Origin of the sequence: Neobacillus piezotolerans (assembly GCF_003362805.1) — a bacterium.
GTDB classification, from domain to species: Bacteria; Bacillota; Bacilli; order Bacillales; family Cytobacillaceae; genus Bacillus_D; species Bacillus_D piezotolerans.
Genome location: NZ_QNQT01000014.1, coordinates 47761 through 63883 on the forward strand (window position 1 = coordinate 47761; position 16123 = coordinate 63883).

The 16123-nt window shown below is 50.2% G+C and carries 13 protein-coding genes, 1 other RNA gene and 1 other annotated feature; of the genes, 12 read left to right on the top strand and 2 right to left on the bottom strand.

Features of this window, described 5'->3' with window-relative positions:
- The first annotated feature begins 4 nt into the window (after positions 1-4).
- Positions 5-448: a D-aminoacyl-tRNA deacylase gene (gene dtd, locus DRW41_RS20100; RefSeq protein ID WP_115453824.1), complete on the top strand. Its 444-nt coding sequence runs from the start codon at positions 5-7 to the stop codon at positions 446-448.
- 115 nt (positions 449-563) lie between these two features.
- Here the strand turns inward: dtd and DRW41_RS20105 are convergent, their stop codons facing one another.
- Positions 564-2297 (bottom strand): N-acetylmuramoyl-L-alanine amidase family protein, encoded by a 1734-nt coding sequence (locus DRW41_RS20105; protein ID WP_115453825.1) that lies wholly within the window; start codon positions 2295-2297, stop codon positions 564-566.
- Positions 2298-2468: 171 nt separating this feature from the next.
- Between DRW41_RS20105 and DRW41_RS23160 the strand changes: the two genes are divergently transcribed.
- From DRW41_RS23160 to DRW41_RS20125, 5 genes are all read left to right on the top strand, one after another.
- On the top strand, positions 2469-2645 hold the full coding sequence (locus tag DRW41_RS23160) for a hypothetical protein (RefSeq protein ID WP_181884654.1): 177 nt from the start codon (positions 2469-2471) through the stop codon (positions 2643-2645).
- Between the two features lie 80 nt (positions 2646-2725).
- Positions 2726-2957 (top strand) — a binding site (T-box leader).
- Positions 2958-3049: 92 nt separating this feature from the next.
- Entirely contained in the window at positions 3050-4321 is a 1272-nt protein-coding gene (hisS, locus tag DRW41_RS20110; protein WP_115453826.1) for a histidine--tRNA ligase, read from the top strand.
- Between the two features lie 12 nt (positions 4322-4333).
- A complete protein-coding gene (aspS, locus tag DRW41_RS20115) occupies positions 4334-6109 on the top strand; it encodes an aspartate--tRNA ligase (protein WP_115453827.1) in 1776 nt (591 codons plus the stop codon).
- 119 nt (positions 6110-6228) lie between these two features.
- Positions 6229-6416, top strand: a non-coding RNA gene (ssrS, locus tag DRW41_RS20120) — 6S RNA.
- 403 nt (positions 6417-6819) lie between these two features.
- Positions 6820-7593: a tRNA threonylcarbamoyladenosine dehydratase gene (locus DRW41_RS20125; protein WP_115453828.1), complete on the top strand. Its 774-nt coding sequence runs from the start codon at positions 6820-6822 to the stop codon at positions 7591-7593.
- 183 nt (positions 7594-7776) lie between these two features.
- On the opposite strand, the gene DRW41_RS20130 is transcribed toward DRW41_RS20125, so the two are convergent.
- Positions 7777-9048, bottom strand: a complete 1272-nt coding sequence (locus DRW41_RS20130) for a replication-associated recombination protein A (protein ID WP_115453857.1) — start codon at positions 9046-9048, stop codon at positions 7777-7779.
- A 183-nt stretch (positions 9049-9231) separates the two neighbouring features.
- Between DRW41_RS20130 and DRW41_RS20135 the strand changes: the two genes are divergently transcribed.
- The 6 genes from DRW41_RS20135 (at position 9232) to recD2 (ending at position 16084) form a co-directional block, all read left to right on the top strand.
- A complete protein-coding gene (locus DRW41_RS20135) occupies positions 9232-9915 on the top strand; it encodes a YczE/YyaS/YitT family protein (protein ID WP_115453829.1) in 684 nt (227 codons plus the stop codon).
- Positions 9912-10331, top strand: a complete 420-nt coding sequence (gene cymR / locus DRW41_RS20140) for a cysteine metabolism transcriptional regulator CymR (RefSeq protein ID WP_115453830.1) — start codon at positions 9912-9914, stop codon at positions 10329-10331. The genes DRW41_RS20135 and cymR overlap by 4 nt, the downstream gene beginning before the upstream one ends.
- A gap of 42 nt (positions 10332-10373) precedes the next feature.
- Entirely contained in the window at positions 10374-11516 is a 1143-nt protein-coding gene (locus tag DRW41_RS20145; RefSeq protein ID WP_115453831.1) for a cysteine desulfurase family protein, read from the top strand.
- A gap of 94 nt (positions 11517-11610) precedes the next feature.
- Positions 11611-12729 (top strand): tRNA 2-thiouridine(34) synthase MnmA, encoded by a 1119-nt coding sequence (gene mnmA / locus DRW41_RS20150; protein ID WP_115453832.1) that lies wholly within the window; start codon positions 11611-11613, stop codon positions 12727-12729.
- 179 nt (positions 12730-12908) lie between these two features.
- A complete protein-coding gene (locus DRW41_RS20155) occupies positions 12909-13574 on the top strand; it encodes a tetratricopeptide repeat protein (protein WP_115453833.1) in 666 nt (221 codons plus the stop codon).
- Between the two features lie 50 nt (positions 13575-13624).
- Positions 13625-16084: an SF1B family DNA helicase RecD2 gene (gene recD2 / locus DRW41_RS20160; RefSeq protein ID WP_115453834.1), complete on the top strand. Its 2460-nt coding sequence runs from the start codon at positions 13625-13627 to the stop codon at positions 16082-16084.
- The last annotated feature ends 39 nt before the right edge of the window (positions 16085-16123 follow it).

Genomic DNA, 16123 nt, shown 5'->3' on the forward strand with positions numbered 1-16123 from the left:
CACAATGAGAGCAGTCGTACAAAGAAGCAGGGAAGCGAGCGTAACGGTTGGCGGAGAGACAGTTGGCGAAATTGCCAAAGGGCTTGTCGTCCTTCTTGGTGTGACCCATGACGACACAGAGAAAGACGCGGCGTTTTTGGCCGACAAGATTGCGAACCTGAGGATTTACGAGGATGAAAGCGGAAAGATGAACCTTTCCCTTCTTGACGTGGGCGGGGATATCCTGTCCGTTTCCCAGTTTACGCTTTACGGGGACTGCCGGAAGGGGCGCCGGCCGAATTACATGGCCGCCGCGAAGCCGGACTATGCGAACACGCTTTACGAGGTGTTCAATTCCCTCCTGCGTGAGAAAGGGATCAAAGTGGAAACCGGCCGGTTCGGGGCGATGATGGATGTCAGCCTCATCAATGACGGCCCGGTCACCCTGATCATTGATAGCCATGCATAAATAAAACCCGCCATGTTGGATTGGCGGGTGTTTTTGTCCTTTTAAAAATCCCCTTTGTGCAAGGGGATTTTTTCTTAAACCTAAAAGGAAATGTAGTTCGACAAGCGTGTGCCGCTTACTTCTCTTTAAAATATCTTGCTAGCCCATCGACGATGCCGGTGGATGCGGCTTCCTGGAATTGATTTGAGAGGACGGCCATTTCTTCTTCGGCGTTGCTTAGGTAGCCGAGTTCAATGAGCGCGGCTGCCTGCTTGTTTTCCCTGATAACATGATAATCTCCAAACCTTGCCCCACGGCTATAGGACTTGGTGGAGCTTGAGGCGGATGCCTGAAGGGCGCCAGCGAGCCCTTTTTGATAGGAATGGTAATAGTATGTAGTCATTCCTCTCACGCTCCGGTCATAGTTGGAATCATAGTGGATGCTTATGAATGCGTCGGCTCCATGGTAATGGGCCGTGCCAACCCGCGATGGAAGCGAGAGATATGTATCCCTGTCCCTGGTCATAATAACCTTGGCGCCTTTTGCAGCAAGCTTGTTGGATACAAGCGCCGCGGTTTTTAACGTAAGCCCCTTTTCAAATGTTCCTCTGACCCCTGTGGTGCCATTGTCTATGCCTCCATGGCCTGGATCAATGACGATTACCTTGTTTTTTAGGTGTGCTTCCCCGCCGGATTTGTTTATTTGCGGAACAGTACCTGATACCTCGACGATCCAGCCTGCGATATAACCCGACTGACCGCCTTTTAATTCAATTTCATACCAGCTGCCCGATATATTTTTAATTTTGAATTCGGAGCCTTTGTTTGCCCTGGCGACGACTTTTGAATCCAGTGAAGGCTTTTGGCGGATGTTTGTGCCATCATAAAGGATGGCTGCCCAGCTTTCCTTGACTTCCTGGGGAGCGGGGGTATTTCCTTCGGCGGCTTTTTCGAGGTACCAGCCTGCGACCCAGCCAATCTTGCCTGGCGAAAACTCGATTTTTGCCCAGTTATTCACTTCCTCCAGGATGATGAAAGTTTTCCCTTTGTTGACAGTGGAGATGATTTTGCCGCTCAGGGAGCCTTCGCTTCGGACGCTTAAGGCTGTCGCCGTGACGGTTCCCAAGACGCCTGAAGGCTTTTGTTCGGCCGGAGGCGCGTCTCCTGGTTGTGATGAAAGGAATTCGGAGCTGACCCAGCCCTTTTTCCCTGAAAAAGTGATAAGCGCCCACCCGTTGCCTTCTGAGATAACTTCGACTTTGGCGCCATTGGCCAATTTGCCAATAAGTTCGCTTGAAAGTGACGGTTCGGAACGGACATTCAGGAAGTCGGCGTTCACGGTTTTAACCTGTAGTGGATTATTTTGGGTTTCCCCATTTTGTTCCTTAACGGGGCTTTCTGCCTTTCCAGCCACTTGAAGGAATTGCGCCGAAACCCATCCATTCCCGGATTTGCTTGCAATCCTTGCCCATTCGCCGGATTTTTCGAGCACTTCGGCGGCTTGTCCTTTTACAAGATAGCCGACAATGCCATAACCTGTACCCGGTCCTTTTCTGATCCTTAAATTATCCACGGACGATGCAGCGGATACGTTATCGCTTTTCATCGTCAATAGCCATTCAGCCGCCCAGCCAGTCCCGCCTGAAGGCAGCTGAAGCTGAACCCATTCATCCGATTGGCCCAAAACTGTAAACCTGGCGCCTTTTTTTACAGTGTCGACCACTTTATAGCTAAGGCCCGGCCCGCTTCGGATATTGAGGTTGTCCACGGCTGCGGCGGCAGTTTGGCCGGCAGAGGCTTCCTTTAAGGGGAACAATGTTCCGATTAGCAGTATGCAGCATGCTAGCAGCAAATAAATCCGTTTTTCCATTCGCACCCTCCTATCCTATCATTCTATTTTAGCCGAAAGTTTGGATAATTTCATCCGTTTATCCTTTTTTGGAAAAATTAGCGGTTGGGAAAAAACACCCCCTTATTCTGATACATTTTTCCGAAAGTGGGGAGACTAGTAAAATAAAACCTGTACTGGAGGATGGAACGGATGAGGTATAGCGATAAAGGAATGCATGCGAACACTGGGAGCAAAGGGATTTTCGGCGTCGACTTTCATGATTTTCTTGAAAAGGAGCAGCATTCGGGCACATTTGAACTCGCCAGTGAATTCGGCCTCACAATCAGGGATGTCCGGAAATTGAAGAAACATCTGGAGCGTTCCTAATACAGTATTGACATCTGCCGTTTGGCTCATTATTATAATAGAAAGCACAGGCCAAAAAGCCTTGGCTAATGTACATAATAAGAGAACCGATGATGGAGCATAGTAATTAAGCCATAAATCATGGCCAGAGAGGAATTGCCCCAGGCTGAAAGCAATTCCGCATGACGGTTTAATGAATGAACACTCCGTAGGTTTCTCCCTGAACTGACAGTAGGGGAGAACGTCGCAGGCGTTAACTGTAAAAGAGGGAGCCCCGCTTTTTGGGCTTCAATTAGGGTGGCACCACGGGAATCCAAAACTCTCGTCCCTTGTTTAGAAATAAACAGGGGAGGGGAGTTTTTTATATTTTTACAGGAATGGAGCGGGGTTAAAAACCCATACCACATACAAAAGGAGGAATACCCATGTCGATCAATATCCCGAGGGGGACACAGGATATTTTACCAGGCGAGGTTGAAACGTGGCAGTTGATTGAGGACGCGGCAAAGAGGCTTTGCCGGCTGTATCAATATCAGGAAATCAGGACGCCGATTTTCGAGCATACCGAGCTATTCAGCCGCGGGGTTGGAGATTCAACCGATATCGTCCAGAAGGAAATGTATACATTCGAAGACAGGGGCGGGCGCAGCATTACGCTCAGGCCTGAAGGGACAGCCGCTGTTGTCCGGGCATTTGTGGAAAAGAAGATGTTCGGCAATCCCGACCAGCCGGTAAAGCTATATTATATGGGGCCGATGTTCCGTTATGAACGCCCACAGGCAGGCCGTTTCCGGCAATTCGTCCAGTTTGGCGTCGAGGCGCTCGGAAGCAATGACCCGGCAATCGATGCGGAAGTGATTTCATTGGCTATGAACCTATACGGCGAACTTGGCCTGAAAAAACTGAAACTGGTCCTGAACAGCCTTGGCGATCCCGAAAGCAGGAAAGCGCACAGGGATGCGCTCGTCAGCCATTTTAAGCCGCGGATTGGCGAATTTTGCGGAGACTGCCAGAACAGGCTTGAGAAAAATCCGCTGCGAATCCTTGATTGCAAAAAGGATCGCGACCATGAACTTATGAAAACGGCGCCTTCAATTATTGAATACCTTAACGAAGGCTCAAGGGATTATTTTGAAAAGGTTAAGGAATACCTCGGCCAACTCGGCATTTCGTTCGAAGTCGACCCGAAGCTTGTAAGAGGCCTTGATTACTACAATCATACAGCATTTGAGATTATGAGTGACGCAGAGGGTTTTGGCGCGATTACAACATTATGCGGCGGCGGCCGGTATAACGGGCTTGCCGAAGAAATTGGCGGTCCGGAAACTCCAGGAATCGGTTTCGCGATGAGCATTGAAAGGTTCATTGCGGCGCTTGAAGCAGAAAAAGTCAGCCTGCCGGTGGAAAAGAAAATCGACTGCTACCTTGTCTCGTTAGGGGACAGGGCGAAGGATTATACTGTCGGCCTGCTGCAGGAACTCCGCAAACTGGGAGTTTCCGCAGAGCGCGATTACCTCGGCCGGAAGCTGAAGGCCCAGTTCAAGGCCGCCGACAGGCTGAACGCCCGTTTTGTAGCAGTCCTTGGCGAGGATGAACTTGATAAAGGCGTAATCAATCTTAAGAATATGGAAACCGGTGACCAGGAGGAAGTCGAACTAGCTTCCTTTGTTGAAAAATTCCGGGAACAGCAGGGGTAAGGAGGAAACAGTATGTATGGCAGAAGTTATTTTTGCGGTGAAGTTCCTGAATCCGCGATTGGCGAAAAGGTATTTTTAAAAGGGTGGGTCCAGAAAAGGCGCGACCTCGGCGGGCTGATCTTCATTGACCTGCGTGACCGGACAGGAATTGTCCAGGTTGTTTTCAACCCTGATTTATCCCAGGAGGCGCTTGCCACAGCGGAAAAAATCCGCAACGAGTACGTCCTTGATATCCGCGGCACGGTTGTCGCGAGGGAAGAAGGGACAATCAACGAAAATATTGCTACCGGAAAAATCGAAATCCAGGCTGAAAGTGTCGCAATTATCAATGAAGCAAAAACACCTCCGTTTGTCATATCGGACCGGACAGATGCTTCCGAGGATGTTCGCTTGAAATACAGGTATTTGGATTTCCGCCGCCCGGTTATCTTTGAAACGCTGAAAATGCGCCACAATGTGACGAAGGCGATCCGTGACTTCCTCGATGGCGAGGGTTTCCTTGACATTGAAACGCCGATTTTGACGAAGAGCACCCCAGAAGGAGCGCGCGACTATTTAGTCCCAAGCCGTGTCCATCCTGGTGAGTTCTACGCGCTTCCGCAGTCGCCTCAGCTTTTCAAGCAGCTATTGATGGTTGGCGGCGTCGAGCGATATTACCAGATCGCCCGCTGCTTCCGCGACGAGGACCTTCGCGCGGACCGGCAGCCGGAGTTTACACAGATCGATATTGAAACTAGCTTTATGAGCCAGGACGACATCATCGCGATGATGGAAAGAATGATGTCCAAGCTAATGAAGGAAGTAAAGGGAATCGAGGTTCCCGCGGAATTCCCGCGCATGCGCTACGAGGAAGCGATGACCCGCTATGGTTCCGACAAGCCGGATACACGCTTTGAACTGGAGCTGAAAGATCTTTCCGAAGTTGTTGCAGGCTGCGGCTTCAAGGTATTCGCGGCCGCGGTTGAAAATGGCGGACAGGTAAAGGCAATCAATGTAAAAGGCGCTGCCGACAAGTATTCTCGTAAAGACATCGATGCGCTTGGTGAATTCGCGGCTGTTTATGGCGCGAAAGGCCTTGCCTGGCTGAAGGTTGAAGCTGACGGATTGAAGGGGCCGATTGCAAAATTCTTCTCCCCTGAAGAAGCTGAAGCAATCAGCAAGGTAGTGGAGGCTGAAATGGGAGACCTTCTCTTGTTCGTCGCCGATAAAAAATCTGTCGTCGCGGATGCGCTAGGGGCGCTAAGGCTGAAACTTGGGAAAGACCTCGGCCTGATCGACCAGGGCAAATTCAATTTCCTCTGGATTACCGACTGGCCGCTGCTTGAGTATTCGGAAGAGGATGGCCGTTATTATGCGGCGCACCATCCGTTCACAATGCCATTCAGGGAAGACCTTGCCCTGCTTGACGAAGAACCGTCCAAAGTCCGCGCCCAAGCGTACGACCTAGTGTTGAACGGTTATGAGCTTGGCGGAGGATCGCTGCGAATTTTTGAACGGGACATCCAGGAAAAAATGTTCGAGGTGCTTGGCTTTACGCAGGAAGAAGCAAAGGAACAATTCGGATTCCTGCTTGAAGCGTTCGAATACGGAACACCTCCGCATGGCGGAATCGCGCTTGGACTCGACAGGCTTGTCATGCTCCTTGCTGGAAGCACCAACCTTCGCGATACGATTGCGTTCCCGAAGACCGCTTCGGCAAGCGACCTATTGACGAATGCACCAGGAGAGGTAAGCACCGCCCAGCTTGAAGAGCTTCACCTTGCTTTGAAAATGGAGAAAAGCGAGTAGCCTAAAGTTGGGAAAATTCTTCCGCCCGCTTCCGAAAAAAGGGGGCAGAGGAAGAAAATGGACGATGGCTTGTTTCTTGAAAAATATTCAGATTTTTGATATGATGTAATCAATTAAGAAGAGTCCTGAAGTGTACGTTGCATCGCCTAAATGTTTTGACCGAACATTTTTTCTTCGGGAGTCTGAGTTTCACGGCTGCGCACATGCCCCATACCCGGGGACTTGCAATAGCAGTGAACAGGACACCCACCTGCTTTATGCGGGCCAAAACGAAGGAAATTGGCAACGGCACAAGTTTGGGACTCTTCTGCCTTGTTTAAAGCTATCATTTCAAGCCCCCTGGCGGGAATGCCGGGGGCTTTTTGGTGTCCGCCATGAAGTGCGGTCCGGCTGGCATGGACCCATTTTTACAAAAGCGGGGTTTGGAATTGCACTCGATACGGCCAGTAATTGTGGCGGAAATTTGACAGTTTTCGATAACTCTTGAAAAGTGGGGGATAAATCCAAAAAAATTTTCGATATTCTCCAAAAAGTGGGCGATAAAAGAAAAAAATTTTCGATATCGGCCCGGATTTTTGAATATCGAGGATGGACTGTCACTTGGGTGCGTACTTCTTTAACATTTGCTTGCTATTAAATGAGGTATGTTATATATTTTTACGGGTAAAAGATACATACGAAACAGTGAAACTGAAATTGGAGTGAGGAGCATGCTGCATCAATTTTCACGGAATGAGCTTGCAATTGGCCGGGAAGGCTTGGATATTTTGAAAAACAGCACGGTGATGGTGCTTGGAATCGGGGGAGTCGGGTCGTTTTCGGCTGAAGCGCTGGCAAGGTCAGGAGTCGGACGTCTGATTCTGATTGACAAGGATGTCGTAGATATTACGAACGTGAACAGGCAGGTTATCGCACTACTGTCGACCGTCGGGAAACCAAAAGCGGACCTGATGAAGGAGCGGATTGCCGACATCAACCCGGACTGCGAGGTTATTTCGCTTAAAATGTTTTATACTGAGGAAACGTATGAAGAAGTTTTCGCGTACCAGCCGGATTTCGTCATCGATGCGTCAGATACAATTGTGTATAAAATCCATCTAATCAAAGAGTGCCAGAAGCGGGGAATCCCGATCATTTCAAGCATGGGGGCGGCCAATAAAATGGATCCGACGCGCTTCATGATTGCCGATATTTTCAAGACCCATACCGATCCGATAGCGAAGGTCATTAGGACAAAGCTGAGGAAGGAAGGCATCAGGAAGGGAATCCCAGTCGTGTTTTCCGATGAGAGCCCGATTGTCATCCGCGAAGATGTCCGGAAAGTGGTTGGGAATGACAAGGCGGAAATCCGGAAAGCGCAAATGCCACCGTCTTCCAACGCTTTCGTACCTTCAGTCGCGGGGCTTATCATGGCGAGCTATGTGGTCCGCGAGCTGTTGAAGGATATTAAGATTGAACGTGTCGCCGATGCCGGGGAGAAGTGATTGCCGGCAGGTTTCCGTAATTAAATACGAATAGTAAAATCCCCCGGCCGCTAACCGCACCGGGGGATTTTATGTTGCTAATAAAATGATAAAATACAACCTTGCTTCCCAAGGCGCTTCCGCATCTTGGAATTGGGAAAATTTTTGCGGCGAGTTGCCTTTTTGGGACATTTTTCGGCAATTTTATTTTTTCCCAATCAATTTTTCATAGACAGAGGCGAAGGCCTGTTCGAATTTGCTGTTCTTTTTCGGGACATAATATTTTTTGTTTTTTATTCTGTCAGGCAAATATTGCTGGGGGACCCAGCCCGATTCATAATCATGCGGATAAAGGTAATCGATGCCGCGCCCCAGTTCTTTCGCTCCCTTGTAATGGGCATCCTTGAGGTGGTCGGGAACTTCCCCTGAAATGCCTTTTCTGATATCGGCGAGCGCCGAGTCAATCGCCATGATGGCCGAGTTCGATTTCGGAGAAAGGCAAAGCTCGATGACTGCATTGGCAAGGGGGATCCGCGCTTCGGGAAAGCCGATGCGCTCTGCGGTTTCGATGGCGGCAAGCGTCCGGGCCCCAGCCTGCGGATTGGCGAGTCCGACATCTTCATAAGCAATCACCAGGAGCCGCCGCGCGATGCTTGGAAGGTCGCCGGCTTCAATCAGCCTTCCCAGATAATGAAGTGCCGCGTTCGCATCGCTGCCGCGGATGGACTTTTGAAATCCGGACAGCACATCGTAATGGGCGTCGCCGTCCTTATCGTGGACGAAGCTTTTCTTCTGGAGGCATTCTTCGGCAGTCTCAAGGTCGATATGGATAATTCCATTTTCGTCCGGCTCGGTCGACAGGGCTGCAAGCTCAACCGCATTCAGGGAGCTTCGGACATCGCCGCCCGCCCCTTTTGCAAAATGCTCGAGCGCATCGCTGTCCATCTCGATTTTCATGGTACCGAGGCCGCGCTCTTCGTCTTCCAATGCCCTGAAAATCGCTTTTTTGATATCATCCGGTTCGAGCGGCTTCAGTTCAAAAATCTGGCATCTGCTTCGGATGGCCGGGTTGATGCTATGGTATGGGTTGCTTGTCGTCGCACCGATCATTGTGATCATCCCGTTTTCGAGATACGGGAGGAGGAAGTCCTGCTTCGCCTTGTCAAGGCGGTGCACTTCGTCTAGAAGGAGGATGACTTTTCCCGACATTTTCGCTTCGGCGGCGACAATTTCCATGTCTTTCTTATTATTTGTAACGGCGTTCAGCGTCCTAAATGCGTAGCGGGTGCTGCCGGCTATCGCACTTGCAATCGAGGTTTTCCCGATGCCTGGCGGGCCGTACAGAATCATCGAGGATAACTGTTTCGCCTTGACCATTCTTGATATGATTTTTCCCTCGCCGACGAGATGCTCCTGCCCGCAGACTTCTTCCAATGTCCTGGGGCGCATTCTATAAGCGAGCGGTTTTTGCTGCATCATTGTCCATCTCTCCAATTTGCATGTCTATCTAATAGTGTATCATGCTGGCGGCAGGGCGACCAAGGCTGAATGATTGAGGGTAATGCATAATGCCTCCCATTGTGCTATAATTTGAAAAGCCTATCAGCTTACTATGGATTACCCGGTGAGATTATTTTTCAACAGCAAAGGAGTACTTCGATGCTCAGGAAAAGGAAGGGGCAAATCGGACCGCGGTTCGCGGTTTATACATTCGGGCTTCTGGTCATGTCCCTTGGGGTAGTATTGCTTATCAAAAGCGGCTCCGGCGCTTCGCCCTGGGATGTATTCCATGTCGGCCTTTACAATCATTTCGGCTTAACGGTCGGAAGCTGGTCAATCATTGCCGGGTTCGCGATACTTGCGGCCGCCACGATTATTTCACGCGAATTTCCCCATGTCGGGGCTTTTTTGAATATGCTCTTTGTTGGGGTTTTTATTGATATATTCATGCTGATTCCGTTCCTCCGGGAGCCTGCGGGGATCATTGGCCAAATTGGCATGTTCACCATCGGCCTGCTTTTTATGGGGTATGGGATGGGGCTATATATTTCTGCCAGCCTTGGAACTGGTCCACGGGACAGCCTAATGGCCGCGATTGTTGGAAAGACTGGCTGGAAGGTGCGGAATGTCAGGGGCGCGATCGAATTGGCCGTGCTCCTGATTGGCTGGGAGCTTGGCGGCCCGGTAAGCTGGGGGACAATCGCTTTTTGCATAGCGATCGGACCGCTTGCCGGGATTGCCCTCCCGCAATGTTTCACCTTGACTGACGTGATTTTGGAAAAAATAAAAGGCACAGCGAAACCAAAAGAGACTTTGCCGATGGATAGGAGTTCGGGAATATGAGGATTTCAACGAAAGGGCGTTACGGACTTACAATCATGATCGAGCTTGCGAAAAACCATGGTGAAGGGCCTGTTTCCCTTAAGGCGATCGCTCAGGCAAATGACCTGTCAGAGCATTACCTTGAACAATTGATTGCCCCATTAAGGAATGCCGGCCTGGTCAAAAGCATAAGAGGCGCTTATGGTGGTTACTTGCTAGGCAGGGAGCCGGGAGAAATTACGTCCGGGGATATTATCCGGGTCCTGGAGGGGCCGATAACGCCGGTTGAAGGAATAGAAGATGAGGAGCCGGCGAAAAGGGAGCTTTGGATTAGGATCAGGGATGCGATCAAGGACGTCCTTGACAGCACGACGCTTGAGGATTTGGCCAACCATACAGAAGATGGCGGCCAGGATTCTTATATGTTTTATATATAATGGAACAATAGTAAATAGATTTAAACGATGAAAGGTGATAACATGGAACGGATTTATTTGGACCATGCCGCCACTTCCCCAATGCACCCGAAGGTAATTGAAAGGATGGCGGAGGCGATGGGAACGCTGTTTGGAAACCCATCGAGCATCCACTCCTTCGGCAGGGAAGCGAGGCGTCAGCTTGATGAAGCGAGGCAGGCAATCGCGTCCAGCATCGGAGCCAAAGCGAACGATATTATTTTTACCAGCGGAGGAACCGAAGCGGACAATTTGGCCATTTTGGGAGCAGCGGAGGCTTCAAGCAATAAAGGCAAGCATATCATTACATCATTAACTGAGCACCATGCTGTCCTGCACACATGCGAGAAGCTTGAAAAGCTTGGCTTTGAAGTGACGTATTTGCCTGTTGATGAGGCGGGCCGGATTTCCGTTTCCGATGTTGAAAAGGCATTACGTGACGATACGATCCTTGTGACGATCATGTATGCGAACAATGAAGTCGGGACCATTCAGCCGATTGAAGAAATCGGGCGGCTGCTTGAAGGACATCAGGCGCTGTTCCATACCGACGCCGTCCAGGCCTACGGCATGCTGGAGCTCGATGTCAATAAAATCGGAGTGGACATGCTGTCTGTGTCCGCGCATAAGGTGAACGGGCCAAAAGGGATCGGGTTCCTTTTTGCAAAAGAAGGTGTAAAGCTTTCCCCACGGACGTTCGGAGGCGAACAGGAACGCAAGCGCCGCGCCGGAACAGAAAACCTCGTATCCATCGAGGGTTTCAAGGAAGCGGTAACGGTTATGCGCGAGAACTTGCCGAAAAAGGCGGAAGAATGTTTACGCCTGAAAAAAATGTTCATTAAGATTCTGGAGGAAGAATCTGTAACATTCCAATTGAACGGCTCGCTTGCCGATTCGCTTCCGCATATAGTAAACTTGAGTTTTCCAGGGACAAATGTTGAAGCGATGCTCGTCAACTTGGACCTTGCCGGGATAGCCGCTTCGAGCGGTTCGGCCTGCACCGCGGGCTCGATTGAACCGTCGCACGTGCTCGTTGCCATGTTCGGCAAAGAATCGGACCGGATTGTGAATTCCATCCGGTTCAGCTTCGGGCTAGGCACGACCGAAGAGGCGATCGAGAAGGCCGCCAGGGAAACCGCGAGGATTGTCAACAGGCTCCGCCGCTAAGCGGGCATCTATTCGTTTGTTTTCGAGGGAATTTTTAAAAATACGATCAGGCCGGGCTTTAACCCGGCCTTTCTATAAAGTGTGGTGAATCAGGATGGAAAAGAAAGACCCTAAAAATACACGTGTTGTCGTCGGCATGTCTGGTGGAGTGGATTCATCCGTGGCGGCGCTTCTTTTAAAAGAAAAAGGCTACGACGTCATTGGCATTTTCATGAAAAACTGGGATGACACCGACGAAAACGGCGTCTGCACAGCGACCGAGGATTACGAAGATGTCATCCGGGTCTGCAACCAAATCGGCATACCCTATTATGCCGTCAATTTTGAAAAACAATATTGGGACAAAGTGTTCACCTACTTCCTTGACGAATACAAGGCTGGCAGGACGCCGAACCCCGATGTAATGTGCAACAAGGAAATCAAGTTCAAGGCGTTCCTTGAGCATGCGTTGCAGCTTGGCGCGGATTATCTTGCGACCGGGCATTATGCTCAGGTGGAATTCAGGGACGGCGAATACAAAATGCTTCGCGGTCTTGATGAAAACAAGGACCAGACCTATTTCCTGAACCAGCTGACACAGGCGCAGCTGAGCAAAGTTATGTTCCCGATTGGCAGCCTTGAAAAGTCCGATGTCCGGAAGCTTGCAGCGGAGGCTGGCCTTGCCACCGCGACGAAAAAGGACAGCACGGGCATCTGTTTTATTGGCGAACGGAATTTCAAGGAGTTCCTTGGCCAATACCTTCCTGCCCAGCCTGGCAACATGGAAACGATGGACGGCCAAGTGAAAGGAAGGCATGACGGGCTGATGTATTACACGATCGGCCAGCGCCACGGTCTCGGCATCGGCGGACAGGGTGACCCGTGGTTTGTAATTGGAAAGGATTTAAAGCGGAATGTACTATACGTCGGACAAGGGTTCCACAATGAACTGCTTTATTCCGATTCCATTTTCGCCGACAATGTCAGCTGGGTTTCCGATGAGCAGAATACCGGTGAATTCGAATGCACCGCGAAATTCCGCTACCGCCAAGAGGATAACAAGGTTACAGTACGCCTGCTGGAAGGCAACAGGGTTCAGGTATTGTTCCATGAGCCAATCCGTGCCGTCACCCCAGGACAGGCAGTTGTCTTTTACAACGGGGATGAATGCCTCGGCGGCGGGACAATTGACGATGTTTACCGGAATGGACAAAAGCTTGAGTATGTAGAATAGCATCACGACGGATGCAAAAGCCATTACACCCGATTCCCTTATAGGGGAGCCGGGTGTTTTTTGTGGTCAAGTGTGGATAGGGCGAACTTGGCTAATTTACCCCTCAACGAATCGCAAAATACGGAGAAAATCAGTGGCGGATTGTGGTATACTTTCACGTGACGGAGAGTGATAAAAAAATGGATAAGAACCTCAAAGGAATAGAATTGATGCAGGCCGGAAACTGGGAAGAAGCAGCCATGGCCTTTAATGAAGCAATTGAGGAAAATCCGGGGGATCCGGTCGCATACATTAATTTTGGCAATCTTCTTGCTGTGACGGGCGATGAAGTGCGGGCGTTGAAATTTTTCCAACACGCGCTTGAACTGGATGAAAACGCCGCGGCGGCCTACTACAGTATGGGGACAATTCACTACAACAATAAGCAATTCAATCACGCAAAAGCGATGTTTGAGGCCGCTATGAAAAAAGGGCTCGACACGGCTGACAATTACTTTATGCTCGGTATGTCGATCGCCGAGCTGGGAAATAAGCGGCTCGCACTTCCATACTTGCAGCGGAGCACGGAGCTTGAGCCGGATGATGTGGATGCGCGCTTCCAATACGGCCTTTGCCTCGCGGAAGAAGGCATGATCGACCTGGCTATCCTGCAGTTTGAGGAGTGCATCAGCCTTGCGCCAGACCATGCCGACGGCTATTACAATCTGGGGGTCGCGTTCGCTTTCAAGGAAGAGACGGGCAAGGCGCTTGACATGCTGGATAAGGCTTTAAAAATTGATTCCGGCCATGAGATGGCCCTCAGTGTCAAAAATTTCATAGAGGATGCACTGAAAAAAGACAATTAACATGAATACTGATGCCGTTTGGACGATTTTTTGGAAAGGAGGGATGGGTTATGGACCAGCAGGATTCTCTTGACCTGTTTTCGGAGCAGGGGAAGTTTGTTAAAGGAAGGCCAATCGTAACGATTTTCCACAATGAAACGAACCTGTATACAGTCGCAAGAATCAGGGTTGATGATACGAATGACACGTATGAAGACAGGGAAGCGGTGGTCACCGGCTACTTTCCGAAGCTCCATGACCAGGAAACCTACCTTTTCTTTGGCGAATTCAAGGATCATCCTAAATTTGGCCTTCAATTCCAGGCAACCCATTTCCGGAAGGATATCCCGCAGTCCAAGCAGGGGGTAATTGCGTATTTATCTAGTGAGATTTTCAAGGGAATCGGCCGAAAAACGGCGGAAAGCATTGTTGAAGTCCTGGGGGAAAATGCAATTTCCCGGATTTTGAACGAGCCATCGCTTCTTGATTCCGTCCCGAGGCTTGCACCGGATAAAGCGAAAATGCTTTATGATACGCTGATGGAACACCAGGGGCTGGAGCAGGTCATGGTCGCCCTGAACCAATATGGATTCGGGCCACAGCTTTCGATGAAAATCTACCAGGTTTACAAAGAAGCGACGATTGACATCATCCAGAAGAATCCTTATCAGCTTGTTGAGGATATCGAGGGCATCGGCTTCGGACGGGCAGATGAGCTTGGATACCAGCTCGGCATTTCAGGCAGCCATCCGGACCGGATCAAGGCCGCGTGCCTGTACACGCTTGAAACCGAAAGCATGCAGACCGGGCACGTTTATCTTGAGGCGCGCGACCTGCTGGAAAAAGTAAAGACGCTTCTTGAGGAAAATCAGCGGGATATTATTGATTACGAGGTTATCACCACCGAGCTCATCAAACTTGAGGAGGAAGGCAAGGTAGCGGGAGAAGGCCAGCGCGTCTATTTGCCATCCCTCTATTTTTCGGAGAAAGGGCTTGTTACAAATATAAAAAAGATTCTCGAACAAAAAGAATACAGCGCCCAGTTTCCGGAATCGGAATTCCTGCTCGCGCTTGGCGATCTTGAGGAACGGCTCGGTGTGGAGTATGCCCCTTCCCAAAAGGAGGCCATCCAGACAGCGATCCAGTCGCCGATGATGATCCTGACAGGCGGGCCGGGAACCGGGAAAACAACTGTCATCAAAGGGATTGTTGAGCTATATGCGGAACTTCACGGCTGCTCGCTCGACCCTAAGGATTATATGAAAAAAGACGAAGCTTTTCCTATTCTTCTCGCTGCTCCGACAGGAAGGGCTGCAAAACGGATGAGCGAATCGACGGGCCTGCCGGCAGTCACCATCCACAGGCTCCTTGGATTCAACGGCAGTGAAGGATTCAGCCATGATGAAGAGTCGGCGCTTGAAGGAAAGCTGTTGATTGTCGATGAAACTTCGATGGTCGATATCTGGCTAGCGCATCAGCTGTTCAAGGCGCTCCCCGAATCAATCCAGGTCATTCTTGTCGGCGATGAGGACCAGCTCCCTTCTGTCGGACCTGGGCAGGTGCTGAAGGATTTGCTCCGTTCGGAACGGATTCCGACGGTAAGATTGACGGATATTTACAGGCAGGCGGAAGGTTCGTCCATCATCCGCCTGGCCCATGAAATCAAAAACGGCAGCCTTCCTGCCGATCTTTCCGCCCCTCAGCCTGACAGGTCGTTCATTAAATGCAATGGAAACCAGATTGCCCAGGTTGTCGAGAAGGTTGCCGCCAACGCCCGAAAAAAAGGCTACCACGCAAGGGATATCCAGGTGCTCGCTCCCATGTATAAAGGACCCGCCGGAATCGACAGGCTGAATGTCCTCCTGCAGGAATTATTCAATCCGAATCCAGACGGCAAAAGGAAAGAGCTTGCGTTTGGCGATGTGAAATACAGAATCGGCGACAAGGTGCTGCAGCTGGTCAACCAGCCGGAAAGCAATGTATTCAATGGCGATATCGGGGAAATTGTTTCGATTTTTTATGCAAAGGAAAATACGGAAAAACAGGATATGGCCATCATTTCGTTTGATGGAATCGAAGTGACGTATACCCGTCAGGATTTAAACCAAATCACCCATGCGTATTGCTGTTCCGTCCATAAAGCTCAGGGAAGCGAATTTCCGATTGTCATATTGCCGGTTACCCGCAGTTATTACCGGATGCTGCGCAGGAATCTAATTTACACAGCGATTACCCGCAGCAGGCAGTTCCTTATCCTTTGCGGCGAGGAAGATGCATTTCGGCTAGGAGTGGAACGGAACGACGAACAGACGAGGCAGACAACGCTTGCTGAAAACCTAATTGATGCGATTGTTATCGAAGCAGAGGATACCAGAGGGAATGAGTTGGCTCTTGATAGTTCCGATCCGGCCGCTGAAAATGAGGTTTTGGAAGAACGCATTCCTTATGGCAAGGCGTCGCTTGAAGAAACGCTCATGGACGCTGATCCTCTCATCGGTATGGAAAACGTTACCCCTTATGATTTCATGTGATTTGCCGGAAACTATGAACCAAGGTCCCGGATTTTTAGG